This window comes from Sphingobacterium sp. 2149 (assembly GCF_031455655.1).
Taxonomy (GTDB): Bacteria; Bacteroidota; Bacteroidia; order Sphingobacteriales; family Sphingobacteriaceae; genus Sphingobacterium.
On the sequence record NZ_JAVDTD010000016.1, the window covers coordinates 57,551 to 75,894 of the forward strand.

17 protein-coding genes are annotated in these 18,344 nt (G+C 40.9%); 12 read left to right on the forward strand and 5 right to left on the reverse strand.

What is annotated here, in order from left to right; translation table 11 throughout:
- Positions 1-233 precede the first annotated feature (233 nt).
- Positions 234-1,031, reverse strand: coding sequence for an S-adenosyl-l-methionine hydroxide adenosyltransferase family protein (locus J2X77_RS20940; RefSeq protein WP_209578714.1), 798 nt, complete (start codon positions 1,029-1,031; stop codon positions 234-236).
- 351 nt (positions 1,032-1,382) lie between these two features.
- Here J2X77_RS20940 and J2X77_RS20945 point away from each other — a divergent pair, with 351 nt between their 5' ends.
- The 11 genes from J2X77_RS20945 to J2X77_RS20995 all read left to right on the forward strand — a co-directional run bounded on the left by J2X77_RS20945 (position 1,383) and on the right by J2X77_RS20995 (position 11,044).
- Positions 1,383-2,348 carry a PhoH family protein gene (locus J2X77_RS20945; protein ID WP_209578713.1) on the forward strand — a complete coding sequence of 322 codons (966 nt, stop codon included), beginning with the start codon at positions 1,383-1,385 and terminating at the stop codon, positions 2,346-2,348.
- A 148-nt stretch (positions 2,349-2,496) separates the two neighbouring features.
- A complete protein-coding gene (locus J2X77_RS20950) occupies positions 2,497-3,447 on the forward strand; it encodes a phosphoribosylaminoimidazolesuccinocarboxamide synthase (protein ID WP_209578712.1) in 951 nt (316 codons plus the stop codon).
- Between the two features lie 33 nt (positions 3,448-3,480).
- Positions 3,481-3,861 carry an STAS domain-containing protein gene (locus tag J2X77_RS20955; protein WP_209578711.1) on the forward strand — a complete coding sequence of 127 codons (381 nt, stop codon included), beginning with the start codon at positions 3,481-3,483 and terminating at the stop codon, positions 3,859-3,861.
- Position 3,862: 1 nt separating this feature from the next.
- Complete coding sequence (locus J2X77_RS20960; RefSeq protein WP_209578767.1) at positions 3,863-4,774, forward strand: ribonuclease Z; 912 nt, start codon at positions 3,863-3,865, stop codon at positions 4,772-4,774.
- Positions 4,775-4,856: 82 nt separating this feature from the next.
- Positions 4,857-5,915: a histidinol-phosphate transaminase gene (hisC, locus tag J2X77_RS20965; RefSeq protein ID WP_209578710.1), complete on the forward strand. Its 1,059-nt coding sequence runs from the start codon at positions 4,857-4,859 to the stop codon at positions 5,913-5,915.
- 4 nt (positions 5,916-5,919) lie between these two features.
- Positions 5,920-7,059: a bifunctional histidinol-phosphatase/imidazoleglycerol-phosphate dehydratase HisB gene (gene hisB, locus J2X77_RS20970; RefSeq protein WP_209578709.1), complete on the forward strand. Its 1,140-nt coding sequence runs from the start codon at positions 5,920-5,922 to the stop codon at positions 7,057-7,059.
- Position 7,060: 1 nt separating this feature from the next.
- Positions 7,061-7,651, forward strand: a complete 591-nt coding sequence (gene hisH / locus J2X77_RS20975; protein ID WP_209578708.1) for an imidazole glycerol phosphate synthase subunit HisH — start codon at positions 7,061-7,063, stop codon at positions 7,649-7,651.
- A 21-nt stretch (positions 7,652-7,672) separates the two neighbouring features.
- Entirely contained in the window at positions 7,673-8,425 is a 753-nt protein-coding gene (locus J2X77_RS20980) for a HisA/HisF-related TIM barrel protein (protein ID WP_209578707.1), read from the forward strand.
- Position 8,426: 1 nt separating this feature from the next.
- Complete coding sequence (gene hisF, locus J2X77_RS20985; protein WP_209578706.1) at positions 8,427-9,179, forward strand: imidazole glycerol phosphate synthase subunit HisF; 753 nt, start codon at positions 8,427-8,429, stop codon at positions 9,177-9,179.
- Between the two features lie 123 nt (positions 9,180-9,302).
- Complete coding sequence (gene hisIE / locus J2X77_RS20990) at positions 9,303-9,887, forward strand: bifunctional phosphoribosyl-AMP cyclohydrolase/phosphoribosyl-ATP diphosphatase HisIE (RefSeq protein WP_209578705.1); 585 nt, start codon at positions 9,303-9,305, stop codon at positions 9,885-9,887.
- 254 nt (positions 9,888-10,141) lie between these two features.
- Positions 10,142-11,044 (forward strand): WD40 repeat domain-containing protein, encoded by a 903-nt coding sequence (locus J2X77_RS20995; RefSeq protein WP_209578704.1) that lies wholly within the window; start codon positions 10,142-10,144, stop codon positions 11,042-11,044.
- A 66-nt stretch (positions 11,045-11,110) separates the two neighbouring features.
- On the opposite strand, the gene J2X77_RS21000 is transcribed toward J2X77_RS20995, so the two are convergent.
- The 4 genes from J2X77_RS21000 to dacB all read right to left on the reverse strand — a co-directional run bounded on the left by J2X77_RS21000 (position 11,111) and on the right by dacB (position 16,201).
- Entirely contained in the window at positions 11,111-11,587 is a 477-nt protein-coding gene (locus J2X77_RS21000) for a GAF domain-containing protein (RefSeq protein WP_209578703.1), read from the reverse strand.
- 199 nt (positions 11,588-11,786) lie between these two features.
- Entirely contained in the window at positions 11,787-12,368 is a 582-nt protein-coding gene (gene ruvA / locus J2X77_RS21005; protein WP_209578702.1) for a Holliday junction branch migration protein RuvA, read from the reverse strand.
- Positions 12,369-12,400: 32 nt separating this feature from the next.
- Positions 12,401-14,683 (reverse strand): NADP-dependent malic enzyme, encoded by a 2,283-nt coding sequence (locus tag J2X77_RS21010; protein WP_209578701.1) that lies wholly within the window; start codon positions 14,681-14,683, stop codon positions 12,401-12,403.
- Positions 14,684-14,776: 93 nt separating this feature from the next.
- A complete protein-coding gene (dacB, locus tag J2X77_RS21015) occupies positions 14,777-16,201 on the reverse strand; it encodes a D-alanyl-D-alanine carboxypeptidase/D-alanyl-D-alanine-endopeptidase (RefSeq protein ID WP_209578700.1) in 1,425 nt (474 codons plus the stop codon).
- A gap of 237 nt (positions 16,202-16,438) precedes the next feature.
- Here dacB and J2X77_RS21020 point away from each other — a divergent pair, with 237 nt between their 5' ends.
- A complete protein-coding gene (locus J2X77_RS21020) occupies positions 16,439-18,214 on the forward strand; it encodes an aminopeptidase P family protein (RefSeq protein ID WP_209578699.1) in 1,776 nt (591 codons plus the stop codon).
- Positions 18,215-18,344 lie beyond the last annotated feature (130 nt).

The window sequence follows — 18,344 nt, forward strand, 5'->3', positions numbered from 1 at the left end:
TCACTTCGCCCTTCGTTCGCCATCTATTCGCCCTTTGTTCGGAAATTGTCTACCTCTTGTCCACCTTGCGCCCACTGATTGTCCACTGATTGTCCACCTAATTAGTGGGCGCAAGGTGGACAATCAGTGGGCGCAGAGTGGAGCGGCTCCGAATAAGAAGCGAAGCAGGTGCGAACAATTAGCGAAGCAATTGCCAGTAAATGATGACTGTGGGTTGAAGTTTGATAATTGTTTTACAGTACGGAATCTTTGAATTCTATGCGAATTACGTTGGAGTCATCGTCATGAAGTCCAAGGAGCTGGCTTGCATTGCCTTTATTGATGGCGATTTCAAGATAGTTGGAAATGCCAAATAAGCAAAGTTTTTCTCCTTCACCTACTTCGTTGTAGTGCCAGGAAAGGTTGGTGATGGTCTCATTGCGTTTGAAGTAGAGTACAAAATGCCGGCCTTTCTGTACCTTATTGAATAAATCTTTGGAGATATTGGTGATGGCATTACCAAAGGCATCCACATAAATGACATTGCCTCTGATCATATCTTTGTCAAAGATGGGCTGCAAGGTCACTTTTTCAATCAGCTGTTGCATTGGCGTTCCGACATCTTTCAGTTTTCCGCCTTTTGCGATGTGACAGGCAGATTTAGATAGAATGTCTGCTAGTGGAAAATGTAGATACCGCAAATCCTGCATTAAGTTGAGTTCGTAGAGTTCTTGTGGTTCATTGCCATTCAACAATAGACTGAAGATGCCGTTGTCGGCTCCAACGAAATAGTGATCATTATATTTCATGCCGATATACCTGGATTCTTCATGAAATAAGGTGTTGATCCCGATGATGTGGACAGTTCCTTTGGGGAAATAATGATAAGCATTGCCCAATACAAATGCGGCTCGAGGGATATTAAATGCTGGGATCTCATGAGTAATATCAACAATATTGGCATCAGATAACTGCGTTAAAAGACTCCCTTTTAGCGCAGCTTGATAAAAATCTTTATGTCCTAAGTCTGTTGTTAATGTAATTACTGCCATTATAATCTAAATCCTAGATTGAATTGCTGTCGAATTCCCGTAAAATATACCCCGTAATTTATTTAAATAGAGAACAAAATTACTATTTATCAGGTGATTTGTAAAGCTAATTGGAGAACTTATTTTGATTATCTTTTTTTTCGGTTGATATACACCTACATAGCGGATATTTCGCATATATTGAAATGTTTGCAACATAGACATTGCCCTCCAAATACTCATTCTTATTCTCGTTGTTTGTACGCGCTATATTCTTGGTGGTTTCGTTAGAATACGTTAATTTTGAATAGTGTTATACAGGAATGATATTGTGTAATGGCTACAATCTAATTAATTCTAAATAGATAAAATTTGAACGAATTACTAATTGCATTAGATGGTCTGAATTTGCCCGTATTGTGGGGAGCAGACAATGAGCACTTCGATTATTTGAAGAAGCAATTCCCAAAACTGCGGATTGTAGCTCGCGGAAGTGAAATGAAGGTGCTAGGAGATGCGAAGGAATTGGACCTGTTTGAACACTCTTTTCAGGAAGTCGTGGCTCATTTGGAGAAATTTAACAACATTACCTTGTTGGATTTTGAAAATCTGCTGGGTGCAAGCGCAGGTTCTGCCGCTCAACAGGAAAAAGAACTCGCTTCCAAAAATGCGGCTTTTGGTTCCGAACCAATCGTATACGGCCCTAATGGCCTGATTGTACGTGCACGCACCGCCAACCAGCGGAAGATGGTGGATAGTATTTCCAAAAATGACATCTTATTTGCTATCGGACCTGCAGGAACGGGAAAAACCTATACTGCAGTTGCTTTGGCTGTTAGGGCACTCCGAAATAAAGAAATCAAAAGGATCATTTTGACGCGGCCAGCCGTTGAGGCGGGAGAGAATTTGGGATTTCTACCGGGCGATCTAAAGGAAAAAGTAGATCCTTATTTGAGGCCCCTTTATGATGCCTTGGATGATATGATTCCTGCCGAAAAGCTCAAAGTTTATTTAGAAAACCGCACCATCGAGGTTGCGCCATTAGCATTTATGCGGGGACGTACGCTCGACAATTGTTTTGTCATTTTGGATGAAGCTCAGAATGCAACAGATATGCAGTTGAAGATGTTTTTAACGCGGATGGGACCTACGGCTAAATTTATTGTTACTGGTGATATGACACAAGTGGATTTGCCGAAGAAAAATCAGTCTGGATTGTCAACAGCGATTCGCTTATTAGACAATATCGAAGGGATAGATATTGTTCACCTCAGCGGCGGAGATGTGGTACGGCATAAATTGGTGCGTCGCATATTAGAAGCATATGGCGATATTTAATAGGCCAATGCGGAAAGTAAGGTGTTGTTCCCTCTAGAAACAAATGAGTACAGCGGGCTCATAAAATAAATGCTGTATGATCCTGCCTGGCATGAAGGTGCCATTTGCGGATTAAAATAATTATTTACAGGTGTATTTTACTTTGAACATGAATGCTATAAAAGAAACAAATTTCAATTTTGAAAACCAGACTGCTTTTTACAGAGGAAAGGTACGTGATGTGTATACAATTGCCAATACGTATTTGGCGATGGTAGCTTCCGACCGTATTTCAGCATTCGATGTGGTGCTTCCACGTCCTATTCCGTATAAAGGGCAAGTTCTGAATCAAATTGCAGCCAAATTTTTAAAGGCTACTGCTGATATTATTCCAAATTGGGTGGTATCTGTTCCGGATCCAAGTGTGACAATCGGCCAAATGTGTGAACCGTTTAAAGTGGAAATGGTTATCCGTGGTTATTTATCAGGCCATGCCTGGCGTGAATATGCGGCAGGTAAACGTGAAGTTTGTGGTGAATCATTGCCAGAAGGGTTAAAGGAAAACGACAAGTTGCCGGAACCTATTATTACGCCGACAACTAAGGCAGCGGTCGGCCACGATGAGGACATCTCACGTGCTGATATTTTGAATAAGGGTATCGTAAGTGAAGAAGATTATGTTCAGCTAGAAAAATATACGAAAGCTTTATTCCAAAGAGGAACCGAAATTGCCGCACAACGGGGGTTAATATTGGTGGATACGAAGTATGAGTTTGGTAAAAAAGATGGTCAAATCGTGTTGATTGACGAAATTCATACACCGGATTCTTCGCGTTATTTTTATGCCGAAGGTTATCAAGAACGCCAAGATCAAAATGAGCCACAAAAGCAATTATCGAAGGAGTTTGTTCGGAAATGGTTAATCGAAAACGGTTTTCAAGGAAAAGACGGTCAGGCTGTTCCGGAAATGACGGATGAAATTGTAGCTTCGATTTCTGAGCGTTATATTGAACTATACGAACATATTGTCGGAGAAAAGTTTGTTTACCCAGATCAAGAAAATGTGCTTGAACGGGTAGAAAGAAATGTGGCAAACGCCTTAAAAACGCTAAATTATTAGTACATTGTATCCTTAAATAAAGGAGATCACCTCATGAAGTATACCATTGATAAACACGATCGCTATATTGTCATAGAACCACATGTCGATGTGATAGATGCGGATAATGCAGCTAAACTCAAAGGAGAGTTCTTGTTGCGGAATACGATTGGACAACGAAATATTGTGCTGGATATGATTCATGTTAAGAAAACAGACGAAGTTGGCATCCGGTTAGGGGTACTAGCACATCGGTTGTGTCAATCGGTTGGTGGCATATTTATTCTTGTGAATCTTTGTCCTACATTAATGGATATGGTTCGTGTATCACATTTAGATAAATCGCTAAAGATTGCACCATCATTAAAGGTTGCTGAAGATTTAATCTTTGCGCATGAACTGGAATCTGAATATCGGGGGACAATTGAGGATTAATATGAAGTTTGAAGTTCTGATATTAGGAAATAGCTCGGCAACGCCAATGTTTGATCGTCATCCGACTAGCCAGGTGTTGAACTTTAATGAGCAATTGTTTTTGATCGATTGCGGAGAAGGCACACAGATGCAGCTCAGTAGGTATGGTATCAAGAGCAATCGTATCGGACATATATTTATTAGCCATTTACATGGAGATCATTATTTGGGCTTGGTGGGTTTGCTATCATCCATGCATCTTGTCGGCAGAAAAAGTGATCTCCATCTGTATGGTCCTGCCGCGTTAAAAGAAATTTTAGATTTACAATTTCTACATTCTGAGACAATTTTACGCTACAATCTTGTTTTTCATCCAATTTCACCAGAGACGCCGGGTGTTATTTTTGAAAATAGGACACTAAAGGTGAGTACATTCCCGCTGAAACATCGAATTGCCTGTACGGGATTTCGCTTTGATGAGGGACCGCGGGCAAGAACTTTGCTCGCCGATGTGGTACAAGGCTTGAATATTCCTACAGTATATTATCCTATGATAAAAAAGGGTATGGATTATGTCGGCGAAAGCGGTAAAGTATATGCTGCAGATGATCTAAGTCTTCCTGCACCACTGCCGCGGAGCTATGTCTATTGTTCGGACACGGTACGTACAGCAGATTATCTCCCTTTTGTTCAGAAGGCAAATCTCATGTATCATGAGTCGACATTCTTACATGATATGGTTGATCGTGCTAAAGAAACATTTCATACAACAGCCTTTGAAGCCGGCGAGATAGCGAAAGAGACCCATGCCAAAAAATTGCTTTTGGGGCATTACTCAGCACGATATAGAGATTTACATCCACTATTGGAAGAAGCGAGGTCGGTATTTCCCAATACTGAGCTTTCGATAGAGGGGAAATGGTTTTCAGTATAAATAAGCTCTCCGATGAATAATTGCTTATTATATTGCATATGATGAACAATTTATCTAAGTTTACGGCTCTAATTTTTTTATAATGGATAATCCATTCAACTTAAACAACCTATTACGGGAAAATATTAAGAAGCTCGTACCTTATTCATCCGCAAGAGATGAATTTAAAGGGGAGGCATCCATATTGATCGATGCCAATGAAAATCCTTTTGGATCCCCACTAAGCCATGATTACAACCGATACCCAGACCCTCTCCAACATCAAGTTAAAACAAAGCTTTCTAAAATAAAAGGCGTACCCGCAGAAAATATCTTTTTGGGAAATGGAAGCGATGAAGCAATTGATATTTTATATCGTGCTTTTTGTACGCCAGGTGTGGATAATGTGATTTTAGTTCCACCAACGTATGGTATGTATGAAGTTTCAGCCAACATCAATGATGTAGCCTGCAGGAAAGTCAACCTCACGGCAGATTATCAATTGGATTTGGAGGGTATCGCCAATGCGATAGATGAACATACCAAGTTAATTTTTATCTGTTCACCAAACAATCCGACAGGGAATTCAATCCGTCGCCAAGATATCGAAACAATCTTAACTAATTTTCAAGGGTTGGTGATTGTGGACGAAGCTTATATCAATTTTTCCGCTGTAAAATCATTTACACAGGAACTGGCAGAATACCCCAATTTAGTCGTGTTGCAGACATTGTCCAAAGCCTGGGGCTTAGCAGCCTTACGCTTGGGTATGGCGTTTGCGAGTAAAGAGGTAATCGCTGTTTTTAATAAAATTAAACCTCCATATAACATTAACCAGGCCACACAAGATATCGTTTTACAAGCATTGGATCAAGTGGATCAAGTCAACGACTGGATCAAAGAAACCGTAGCGGAGCGCGAAAAACTCGTGCGCGCATTGCTTGAACTGGACTTTGTGCAGCATATCACACCTTCCGATGCTAACTTTATTTTGGTCAAAATGGATCAACCTCGGGACGTTTACGATTACTTGGTTCAATATGGAATCATCGTGAGGGATCGATCTAAAGTCGAATTATGTGAGGGATGTTTGCGGATCACTGTCGGCACACCGGCTGAAAATCAAACATTGTTAGAAAAACTTAATCAAATCAATAAATAATACTATGCCTGATAACTTAAAACGTGTACTGTTTATAGACCGAGACGGAACATTAATTTTGGAACCAGAAGATGAACAAATCGATTCTTTTGCCAAATTAAAATTCTATCCCGGTGCCTTGCAGTATCTGCCACGTATCGCAAAGGAACTGGATTTCGAATTGATCTTGGTTTCCAACCAAGATGGTTTAGGAACTTCTTCCCATCCGGAAGAGAATTTCTGGCCAGTCCATCATTTTGTGCTGGATACGTTTGCAGGGGAAGGGGTGGTATTTGCTAGAGAGCATATCGATAAAACTTTTCCACATGAAAATGCGGACACGCGTAAACCGGGGATCGGCATGCTGGGGGAGTATTTTGATGCATCAAGATATGATTTGAGCCAATCTTTTGTTATTGGTGATCGTGTAAACGATGTTAAACTAGCTCAAAATCTTGGGGCTAAGGCGATCTGGCTCCGTGCCAATGATCAATTAGGTGCATTGGAAAACTTAGCGATCGATTCAACTGTTATAGCTTTAGAAACAACAGATTGGAAGAGCGTATATGAATTTCTTAAATTGCGCACGCGTACCGCCGAACATCATCGTAAGACCAATGAAACAGATATTTTCATTCATTTGAACTTGGATGGTTCAGGAAAGTCTGACATTGATACAGGATTACCATTTTTTGACCATATGTTGGATCAATTGGCTCGGCATGGGGCATTAGACTTGACGATAAAAGCAAAAGGGGATCTTCATATAGACGAACATCATACCATAGAAGATACAGGTATCGCTTTGGGTGAGGTATTTTTGAAAGCCCTTGGTGATAAGCGAGGTATTGAACGTTATTCGTATACGTTGCCAATGGATGATTGTCTGGCTCAGGTTGCATTGGATTTTGGTGGTCGCAACTGGATTGTATGGGATGCAGCTTTTAAACGGGAAAAAATTGGAGATATGCCTACAGAGATGTTTTTTCATTTCTTTAAATCTTTTTCGGACGCTTCGCGATCTAATTTAAATATAAAAGCGGAAGGCGAAAATGAGCATCATAAGATCGAAGCAATCTTTAAAGCTTTTGCTAAATCCATCAAGAAAGCAGTGAGACGCGATGCTGATCACATGCAGTTGCCAAGTACGAAGGGAGTATTGTAAAATGATAGGAATTATTAATTATGGTGCGGGGAATATTTTTTCCTTAACAGCGGCCTTAGATCGGGTAGGACTCACCTATGGGATGATCAACTCGGCGGAGGAGATCGATCAGTACGATCGGATTATCATCCCAGGAGTTGGGCATGCAGGTGCAGCCATGGATAAATTGCAAGAGTCTGGGCTCGTACCTGCTATCAAAGCGCTGCGTAAGCCTGTATTGGGTATTTGTGTAGGAATGCAATTGCTGACTGACTTTTCAGAAGAGGGAAATGCAGAAATGTTAAAGTTAATTCCTTTGAAAACTCTTCATTTTGATAGCAAAAAGGCTGGTAAAGTGCCACATATGGGGTGGAATAGCATTACTGTACAAGCAAATAATCCTTTATTTGCACACATTCAAAATCAGACTTATTTTTATTTTGTCCACTCGTATTTCATTGAATTCGACGACAGGTATACCGCTGCAAAATGTCTCTATGGGCAGCCTTTTTCAGCGGCAATTTCCAAAGACAATTTCTTTGGTGTACAATTTCACCCAGAGAAATCCGGGAAAGCAGGTGAGCAATTATTGCTCAATTTTTCAACTATTTAAATTGACTAAAAACATTCAACTATGTATATCATTCCAGCAATAGACGTTTTGGACAAAAAGGTTGTCCGTCTGAGAGAAGGCAACTATGACGACGTCACAACGTATGCAATCAGCTTAGAAGAGCAGATCGAAAACTATCATGCAAATGGTACCGAGTTGGTTCATATCATTGATTTAAACGGGGCAAAAGGAGACTTCAGCAATCAGGCCTACCTATTTGATATCATCCAAAAAACGGAAATGAAAATTCAATATGGAGGTGGTGTTAGAAGTATAGAAAAGGTAAAGGAACTGGTCGATGCTGGTGTTTACCGTGTTATTGTGGGAACACAGGCGATTACAAATCCTTCTTTTCTGGAGGAACTGGCTACCTTGAACGAAGGGAAAGTGAAGTACGCGGATCACATTGTAATAGCAATCGACGTATTGGATGAAGTCATTAAATATTCTGGCTGGTTGGAAAGCTCGCCAATTAAATTGATCGAGTATATCGATAAATGTTTGGTATTGGGATTCTTTAGATTCCTATGTACGGATATCAGTAAAGATGGCAAATTGGGCGGTGCTGGTGTTGAGTTATATCAAAAACTATTGAACCATTCGCCGATTATCAAATTGATCGCGTCCGGCGGTATCAGTTCAATGAACGATATCCAAAAATTGCAGGAATTGGGTGGAGTAGAATCTGTGGTCGTTGGAAAGGCAATCTATGAAAATAGAATCTCGATCGATGAAATAAAAGATTGGAATTTAAAATCGTTAATCAGATTTTAGCATGCTTGCAAAACGTATAATTCCTTGTTTAGATGTTAAAGATGGACGAACTGTAAAAGGCGTCAATTTCGTAGACTTGCGTGATGCGGGTGATCCTGTTGAGCTAGCGTATGCGTATTCCCAACAGGGAGCTGATGAACTTGTTTTTTTAGATATCACAGCGACACATGAAAGACGTAAAACAACGATTGAATTGGTTAAGGCCGTAGCCCGTCAAGTGAATATTCCATTTACAATCGGTGGGGGGATCAATGAAATCAAGGATGCAGAAATTTTATTAAATGCGGGTGCTGATAAGGTTTCCATCAATTCAGCCGCGGTACGTAATCCGGCTTTGATTAATGAAATGGCAGCTGCTTTTGGTGCTCAATTTGTCGTAGTAGCAGTAGATACCCGATCTATTGAAGGACAAAATTTTGTGTACTTGAGCGGTGGACGGATAAAGACTGAGTTGAATACATCGGAATGGATCGTTGAGGCACAGGAGCGAGGAGCAGGAGAGATTTTGCTCACATCGATGGACCATGATGGTACAAAAAATGGCTTTGATAATGGCTTCTTAAAAACCATAAATGATCAGATCCATATTCCGCTTATAGCTTCTGGCGGTGCCGGTAATCAACAGCATTTCGTGGATGTTTTTCAACAAGCTAACGTAGATGCTGCTTTGGCGGCTTCTGTCTTCCATTATGGCGAAATATTGATTCCAGATCTTAAAGCCACGTTGCAGCAAAATGGAATTATCGTACGATAAAATCTAGGATGAAAGGTCAATCATCCAGTAGCAGCAAATTATAAATTTGCTGAATAATATCTTAAAATACAACATGGAGCCATGTCTCTTTGGAAAATAATTAAAAATTGAAATACTAAAATCATGTTAGATTTTACAAAAAGTGACGGTCTCGTTCCAGTGATTGTGCAGGACTTCCAAACGTTGGAAGTCTTGATGTTGGGCTATATGAATGAGGAAGCTTGGCAGAAGACTCAAGCAGAGAAACGTGTCACGTTTTTCTCCCGAAGCAAAAATCGCCTTTGGACAAAAGGCGAAGAGAGTGGTAACTTTTTGAATGTAAAAAGCATTCATATTGATTGCGATAAAGATACCGTTTTGATTAAAGCAGACCCGATTGGTCCGACTTGTCACACAGGGAGCAGAAGTTGTTTCAGTACAGACTTTAATCAAAATTTTCTGTTGGAGCTAGAGCGTATTGTTAACAATCGATATGAGCATCCGTCAGACGAATCTTATGTTAACCGCCTGCGTTCTCGTGGCATCAATAAGATTGCGCAAAAGGTGGGCGAGGAAGCCGTCGAAACAGTAATTGCAGCTTTGACCGAAACTGATACTGATTTTATCAATGAGACGTCAGACTTATTGTTTCATTTAATCGTATTGTTGCGGGAGAAAGGATTTTCTTTAGAAACAATAGCGAAAAATCTGGAAAGTAGACATCAATAGGTGTTTGGGCAAAGGGATTGCCGTTGAACAAAATTCGAAACGGTCAGCAGGCTTTAAGCTAAGATGACAAAAGAATCTTAAAAGTGCAGTATATTTGTGGATATACTGCACTTATTTTTTTACCGTTTACAATGTACGTTGATGTGTTGACCTTTACTGCATAAGATTTGATCAGTGATAAATTGAACCAAATTGATCAAAAAGCATGTTAAAATGCACGATACGTATAAATAAGAAGTTTTAGCGAAATAACTATGGATATTACATTGAGATCGACGTTACCAGGACATCAGAACCCTATTTTCTGTGTTGAGAAAGGTTATGATGCAAATACTTTTTTTACAGGTGGTAACGATAAAGGCGTTGTTGAATGGGACGTGGAGAGTAATGCGTTTAAACGCATTCTATGTGCGGTTAGTTCATCCGTTTATGCGCTCCGGTTGATACAGGGTACCCCGATTTTAGCCATCGCTTTGCGTGAGGGTAAACTGCTTTTTGTAAACGTGCAAGAGCAAAAACTTGTCGCCAGTACACAATTAAGTACCAAGGCTATTTTTGCATTGGCGCATATGCCTTGGAAAAATGAACTTCTGGCGGCAGGTGAAGAAGGGACGTTGTATGTGATTGATCTGTCAATTTATAAAAGTATTTACGAAAAGCGTATATCACCTACGACAATTCGGGCGATTGCAGTTGACGAAGCACTTGGGCAGATCGCATTGGGCGATAAGGATGGAAAAGTGTATACCTTAGACTGCACTGACTTTCAGCCTATCGCCGATGTACAGTTGCATAGCATGCCTGCTACCTCGCTGGCATTTGTCAATAATAAACTATTAAGCGGTGGACGGGATGCGCAATTGGTGATTTCAGACCCAAACCAATTGACAAGTAATTTTTCATTTGTACCTCATCTTTTTACCGTATACGGCATATATCCCCATCCTAAAGCGCCGATTTTTGCAACTGTCAGTCGGGATAAATCGTTAAAATTCTGGTCGGCTGACGACTTTGCATTATTGAAAAATATGAGCCGCGAGAAAATGCAGGATGGTCATCATTTATCTGTAAATGCGGGAGTATGGTCCGAAGATGGAAAATATTTCTTTAGTGTGAGCGATGACAAACTCGTTAAAGTCTGGGAATGTCATTTATAAAGGAGTTGCCCTATTTTGAACTCCCATCTGACACTTACGCCATGTATACGCTGTCGCAAAGATCTTTTACTCGCTGCCTAAAAGTTGTAGGATCTGCGTGAGATATTTCTCATCGATTTCATCAAAACTATTTAGTTCACTGCTGTCAACGTCCAGTACACCGATAATTTCTCCCCTTTTAAAAATGGGTAGCACTATTTCCGATCGTGAGAGCGAGCTACAGGCAATGTGTCCCGGAAATTGTTCCACATCAGGAACAATTAATGTTTTTTCTTGTGCCCAAGCTCCGCCACATACACCACGCCCTTTTTTGATACGCGTGCATGCAACAGGCCCCTGAAAAGGTCCTAATACAAGTTCATCTCCATCTACAAGATAGAAACCAACCCAAAAAAAATTGAACTGTTCCTTCAACGCAGCGGCTATGTTAGCCAGATTGGCGATTTGATTGGATTCGCCAGTCAATAATCCTTCAATCTGAGGAAGTAAATTTTGATATTGTTCTTCTTTGCTACCTTTAGCTATTTGTAAATCCTCTGCCATAAAATTGATAAAAAAAATAACGGCGCGTTCAACTTAAAATGCTGAATATGGTCAGCTTTTTAAGTAAGCCTAAATCCTGTGATATGCAACCCATACCATGCAAAAGCAGTAATATGCTGTTCAAAGTTAAAAAGAATATGAACAATTTTGCATAAGCAAATGTTATTATTTCTTATCCTTGAATGCAAAATTCCATCGGTTAAAGTCGTTTCAGTGCTAATTTGATCATATCCTCTACAGAAAGATTGCTTTCTGTTTTTAGAATGGTATTTAATACTTTCTCTGCTGCGGCTTTGTTGAACCCGAGCATAACAAGTGCGGATAGCGCTTCGTCTGGTATCGATTGGGACTGAATAGATGTTGCCAAAGCTTCGAATCCCTGCTTCTTTAATTTATCCTGAAGTTCCAAGATAAGACGTTGTGCTGTTTTAGGACCAATTCCCTTAATCTTTTGAATCAGTGCAACCTGCCCATTAACAATGGCAGACTGGATCTCATCTGGTGTGTTTGACGAGAGTATCATACGGCCTGTATTTGGACCAATCCCAGAAACAGAGATCAAATTTTCAAATAGTTTTTTCTCACCTTCAGTTGCAAAGCCATACAGTGTATGAGAATCTTCCCGAACTTGAAGTGAAATGAATAATTTGCAGTTTTCCTGATCTTTGATTTGAGAAAAGGTATAAAGAGAGATGTGGACATAGTAGCCAATCCCACTCACATCGATAACAACGTGAGTGGGGGCTTTATATGTTAATTTTCCGTTGAAATATTCGTACATAGTATACGAATATAGGAAGATTTTAAGCTATTCTATAAATTTTTAAGATGTGTCTGTACGTCTACGACGGCAATGGTGACCATATTGACGATTTCGCGTACAGAGCTATCCAATTGCAATACGTGGATTGGTTTGTTCATACCCAAAAGAATCGGGCCTACAGCTTCCGCTTCACCAACTTCTTGCAATAATTTATACGCAATATTGCCTGATTCTAGATTAGGGAACACAAGTGTATTAGCTGATTTGCCATTTAAATAGCTGAAAGGGAAGTTTGCTGTCAACATTTCGCTATTTAACGCGAAGTTTGCTTGTAAATCACCCTCAGCAATGATATCAGGATATTGATCGTGTAAAATCTGTGCTGCAGCTCTGACTTTTGTAGGCGTTTTTCCTTCACTTGAACCAAAGTTAGAATACGACAATAAAGCGATACGTGGCTGGATATTCATGCGCTTTACGGCTTTATCCAGAAGCAAGGTGATGTCGGCCAATTCTTGTGCAGTTGGATCTTCGTTCACCGTTGTATCTCCCATAAAAATCGGACCTTTTTTGGTTAACATCATATACATACCTGCGACGCGACTTCCTGGTTTAGCACCAATCACATGCAATGCCGGACGAATCGTATTCGCATAATTTTTGGTCATCCCAGAAATTAATGTATCAGCTTCGCCAAATTCCACTAAAGAGGCTCCAAAATAGTTGCGGTCATACATCAACTTACGGGCGTCGTATTTGGATATACCACGACGTTGTCTTTTGATGTACAGATGCTCAATGAATTTCTGAGAACGCTCTGTTTCACCATCTACTTCGGCAACGGGATCGATGATTTCAAGACCATCCAATTCAAAAGCGTATTCTTTAATTAGGCGTTCGATTTTATCTTTTCGGCCTAAAAGAATAGGGACCGCAATGCCCTCTTCTTTGACAATCTGTGCCGCGCGCAGTGTTTTGTAATTGTCTGCTTCCGCAAAAACAACACGCTTCGGATCCCTTTTTGCTGCCATGGTCAGGTTACGCATGATGGCGTCGTCCTTACCCAGGCGTTTACGTAGCGCATCGCTGTATTGATCCCAATCTTCTATTACTGTCTTTGCTACACCTGATGCGATAGCGGCTTTTGCAACAGCCATAGAAACTTCTGTGATCAAACGTGGATCTGTAGGTTTTGGAATAATATATTCTTCCGAGAATTTTAAGTTATTGGTGTTATAAGCCTGATTAACTTCTTCTGGAACAGGTTGTTTCGCCAAGTCAGCAATCGCACGTACTGCCGCAATTTTCATTTCTTCATTGATGGAAGTTGCACGTACGTCTAACGCGCCACGGAAGATATATGGGAAACCCAATACGTTATTCACTTGATTTGGATAATCAGAACGACCAGTACCCATGATGATATCGTTACGTGTCGCCATGGCCAAATCGTAAGCAATTTCAGGATTTGGATTTGCCATTGCCAATACAATCGGATTGGGAGCCATTGATAACAACATGTCAGCCGACATAACATCCGCTGCAGATAAGCCGATAAATACATCCGAATCTTTTACTGCATCTGCTAAGGTGCGTATATCACGATCGGTCGCATACTGTGCCTTCATACCATCCAGATTTTCCCTATCCTTACGGATAACACCTTTGCTATCCAGCATGACGATATTTTCCTTGCTTGCACCAACCGAGATATACATTGCTGTACATGACATCGCTGCAGCCCCGGCACCATTGACAACAATTTTAACTTTAGAAATATCTTTACCGATAATTTCACAAGCGTTGATCAATGCTGCACCTGAGATGATTGCCGTACCATGTTGGTCATCGTGCATCACAGGGATATTCATTTCCTCTTTTAGGCGACGTTCGATTTCAAAACATTCCGGTGCTTTAATATCTTCCAGGTTAATACCTCCGAAGGTCGGTTCTAAAGCTTTAACGATATTGACGAATTCATCCACATTTTTGGTGTCCACTTCGATGTCAAATACATCAATGTCAGCAAAAATTTTGAATAATAAACCTTTACCTTCCATGACTGGTTTACCAGCTTGGGCACCGATATCGCCTAAACCCAATACTGCTGTACCATTACTGATAACGGCAACAAGGTTTCCTTTTGCGGTATATTTATAAGCATCTTCTTTGTTCTCAGCAATAGCCAAACATGGCTCCGCTACACCAGGAGAATATGCTAACGATAAGTCTCTTTGCGAATTTGTTGGTTTGGTCGGAACAACAGCTATTTTACCAGGTCTACCCATAGAGTGGTAATTTAATGCTGCCTGTTTACGATTAGTGTTACTCATTACGATTTTATTAATTTAAGGCTACAAATCTATCATTCTTTTTGATAATTGGAAATTTTTACCAATATCTTATTATTATTAGACAATAATATGTTACTTCAGGACATCCAGTAATTTAAACATCTGCTGCCGCATACCAGAAGCTGGTCCCGAATAGTTGTTGACCAGCAACGTATAAGTAAACGACTGTCCTGACTTATTGGTATTCACACCTGTATAACCAAGAACGCCGCCAATTGTTCCGCTTTTCATCTTCATATTGTTATAGGTGGGAAGACTTTCATAAAAAGCAGGATACCAACTTTGCTTTTGGGCATACTGCATGATCTTATTCATGGCTGATGTAGTCACTCGATTTTGAGGCGATAGGCCCGAACCATCCATGTTATTGAGTTCGCCCGATTTGATGCCTAATTTTGCATTCCAATATTTCTGTATATAATACGCCCCATCATCAGTCCCGGTTTTACCCGCTGTTGTATACGCGATTGCCTTTAATAAGGCTTCTCCGTAGAGGTTGATGCTTTTTTGATTAAACCAATAGACAATTTTGTCTAAAGTCGGGGAGAGGTGAATATCTAACGTCTGCTTCTTAGAGACATCTACTGAATCCATCTTTCTACCTGTAGCGGGAGGCTCAAGAGCCACAATACCACTATTGGTTAGGATGTCGTTCAATTGATAAGCGAGATCATAAGCCGGATCTGGCGATGATAGCTCAATTGTTTTTTTGAGATCTTGTCCATAAGAGCCACGTACAAAAATTTTGGTTGAATATGGCGCCGAATAAGCATAAACATTGTCGCCACTGCCTGTTTTACCCGTAGTTGTTTCATTGATAATTTCCAGGTAGGGAACATGAGTGGTATAGCTCAGGATCTCCGCTTTGGCGCCAACCTTATTGCTTGGACTGAAATTTACGCCAAAGGCGTTCTCACACCAATTGAGTGACGAAATTCCCGCACCGTAATAGTTCCCCATATCGGTCCAGATCCACCCGCCCGGAAGCTGGTTACCATTAAAAAGCCTGTCATCGGCGATGATGGCACCATGAATACTTTTGATACCGGCATTTTGGATTGCTGCAAGCCACTTGTTCAGTATCGTTTTTGCTTGAGTCTCTGGATAGCGGGCGCTGCCAAGGGTGGGGTCACCCGTGCCTGTTACAATAATATTTCCGTTTAACACACCGTTTTCGTCAATCTCACCGGTATAATACAAGGTGGTTTTGAACTGATAATTTTTGCCCAGGAAATCTAGCGCTGTTGCCGAAGTGATTACTTTCATGGTGGAGGCGGTCGCCAGGCCGATATTTTCATTTGCTGCGAATACCGTTTGTCCTGTTTTTCCATCGAATACGATCAATGAGCTCAAACCATTCCTGAGGCTTTCCTGATTTTGAAACTGTGTAAAAGCATCCTGGATTTTACTGCGAAGATCCTGTGCAAATAGTGGAGTGGTAACGGTCGTTAACGCGTAAGTGGAAAAAGCTATAGTACTTAGCACAAATTGGTTCATATATCCTATTTTTTTATTGTCCTATGGTATATCCTCATATCCTGAATTAGATTCGACCAAACACGGTTATCTACATTCGTGCTGGCAATCATGGATATTTCGTCGGATTTATCATGATGACTTGAACGCTGCCTATTTTTAGGGGAAAACGTTCGCTGTATTCGTTTGTTTTATTTGGCTTAAAGTTAGGCATTCGCCCCTAAAAAATCCTAACTTGCATAAAATTGTATAAACGACATGAAGCATATCGAAAAATTAGCTGCTATTCGTGAGGCGATGAAGGTTCAAGGAATCGATGGCTATATTATCCCGTCATCAGACCCTCATATTAGTGAATATTTACCAGAACGTTACAAATGTATAGCGTGGGCATCGGGGTTTACAGGATCCGCAGGCACTTTGGCTATCACGCAAGATTTTGCTGGTCTATGGACAGATTCGCGCTACTTTGTTCAGGCGGCAGAGCAGTTGGCAGGAACAGGTTTTGAACTGGTGAAATTGAAAGCACAGGGCGCCGCGGAGTACGCTGATTGGTTGGGAGAGCAGCTGGGTGCTGGCGCTAAAGTTGCTTTTGACGGCAATCTCGCTTCTTTATTGGTGGCCCAATCTGTTCAGCATACTTTGGAGCCTTTGGAGATTACAGTAGATGGTCATGTTGATCTGCTGTCCTCCTTATGGGAAGGACGTCCAGCGCTGCCCCAAGCGAAAGCTTATCTATTGAATGAAGATACGACAGGACAATCTACCGTTTCTAAAATTGAAGCTGTGCGTGCCGAAATGAAAAAGAATAGGACGGCGGCGCATCTGATTTCATCTTTGGATGACCTAGCCTGGTTATTAAACATCCGTGGTCAGGATGTGCCCTGTAACCCTGTTGTTTTGGGCTTTGTACTGATCACAACCGAAGATACTACACTTTATATCGAACCATCGAAGCTAAGTGCTCAGGCGACGGAGCAACTGAAAGGTTATGGAGTGCGTGTGGCGCCCTATGAAGATGTCTTTAAAGCGATTTCAGCATTGGATGTGGCATCAATTCTTATTGATCCCAAACGTACCTGTTTTGCCGTTTTCGACAGCGTACCTAAACAGGTTAAAATTGTAGAGAAAACAAACCCTTCGACGAGTTTAAAAGCTATTAAGAATACAGTTGAAATTGAAAATAATCGCCATACTTTTGTCAAAGACGGCGTCGCATTGACTCGTTTTTTCAAATGGCTGGAAGAAAATGTTTCTTCCGGTGAACTTTCCGAATTATCTATCGCAGATAAATTGCGCGAGTTGCGCGAAAGTCAAGAGGGCTTTGTTGACGTCTCTTTTACCACAATTGCAGGATATTTGGACCATGGTGCGCTACCGCACTATTCGGCGAATGAAAAATCAAACTATATCTTACAGCCTAAGGGTTTGCTATTGGTGGATTCTGGAGGTCAATATCAAACGGGCACAACAGATATTACACGGGTAGTAACCCTGGGTGCTGCGACCCAAGAGGAGAAAGAAGATTATACATTGGTGCTCAAAGGAACGATAGAAGGCTCTCAGGCCATTTTTCCGACTGGAACGCGCGGCTATCAGATCGATGCAATTACCCGTCGTCCATTGTGGGAAACGTTACGCAACTATGGGCATGGTACCGGACATGGGGTAGGCTTTTTTCTGAATGTGCATGAAGGGCCTCAGGTGTTTAACCCGGCGGCAATCGATGTTGCGGTTGAACCTGGCATGATTACTTCAATAGAGCCTGGATTGTACCGTGTAGGCAAACATGGGATCCGTATTGAAAACTTAGTATTGACCCGTAAAGCAGGTTCTTCTGAATTTGGCGACTTTCTGGACTTTGAGACATTAACGATATGTTATATCGCAACTGATTTGATCGAGAAGTCCCTATTGGATAAGAAACATATTGCCTGGTTGAATAATTATAATCAATGGGTTTTTGATCAGTTATCGACGCATCTTAATGCGGAGGAAAAGAACTGGTTGGCAGATAAGTGCCAAGCAATTTAATCTCCATAAACTGAAGATTAAAGCGCAATAGCTTTCAAAGTCGCTGTTCTAAGCAGGCGATCTGGAGCAAGTCGACCATTCACATTGATCCAATATAAAAATGAAACCCCTCGGTATAAACACCGAGGGG

Excerpts from the sequence above, each read along its gene's own strand:
- J2X77_RS20940 (WP_209578714.1), bottom strand. The coding sequence starts at position 1,031 with ATGGCAGTAATTACATTAACAACAGACTTAGGACATAAAGATTTTTAT.
- J2X77_RS20950 (WP_209578712.1), top strand. The coding sequence starts at position 2,497 with ATGAATGCTATAAAAGAAACAAATTTCAATTTTGAAAACCAGACTGCT.
- J2X77_RS20955 (WP_209578711.1), top strand. The coding sequence starts at position 3,481 with ATGAAGTATACCATTGATAAACACGATCGCTATATTGTCATAGAACCA.
- J2X77_RS20960 (WP_209578767.1), top strand. The coding sequence starts at position 3,863 with ATGAAGTTTGAAGTTCTGATATTAGGAAATAGCTCGGCAACGCCAATG.
- hisC (WP_209578710.1), top strand. The coding sequence starts at position 4,857 with ATGGATAATCCATTCAACTTAAACAACCTATTACGGGAAAATATTAAG.
- hisB (WP_209578709.1), top strand. The coding sequence starts at position 5,920 with ATGCCTGATAACTTAAAACGTGTACTGTTTATAGACCGAGACGGAACA.
- hisH (WP_209578708.1), top strand. The coding sequence starts at position 7,061 with ATGATAGGAATTATTAATTATGGTGCGGGGAATATTTTTTCCTTAACA.
- J2X77_RS20980 (WP_209578707.1), top strand. The coding sequence starts at position 7,673 with ATGTATATCATTCCAGCAATAGACGTTTTGGACAAAAAGGTTGTCCGT.
- hisF (WP_209578706.1), top strand. The coding sequence starts at position 8,427 with ATGCTTGCAAAACGTATAATTCCTTGTTTAGATGTTAAAGATGGACGA.
- hisIE (WP_209578705.1), top strand. The coding sequence starts at position 9,303 with ATGTTAGATTTTACAAAAAGTGACGGTCTCGTTCCAGTGATTGTGCAG.
- J2X77_RS20995 (WP_209578704.1), top strand. The coding sequence starts at position 10,142 with ATGGATATTACATTGAGATCGACGTTACCAGGACATCAGAACCCTATT.
- J2X77_RS21000 (WP_209578703.1), bottom strand. The coding sequence starts at position 11,587 with ATGGCAGAGGATTTACAAATAGCTAAAGGTAGCAAAGAAGAACAATAT.
- ruvA (WP_209578702.1), bottom strand. The coding sequence starts at position 12,368 with ATGTACGAATATTTCAACGGAAAATTAACATATAAAGCCCCCACTCAC.
- J2X77_RS21010 (WP_209578701.1), bottom strand. The coding sequence starts at position 14,683 with ATGAGTAACACTAATCGTAAACAGGCAGCATTAAATTACCACTCTATG.
- dacB (WP_209578700.1), bottom strand. The coding sequence starts at position 16,201 with ATGAACCAATTTGTGCTAAGTACTATAGCTTTTTCCACTTACGCGTTA.
- J2X77_RS21020 (WP_209578699.1), top strand. The coding sequence starts at position 16,439 with ATGAAGCATATCGAAAAATTAGCTGCTATTCGTGAGGCGATGAAGGTT.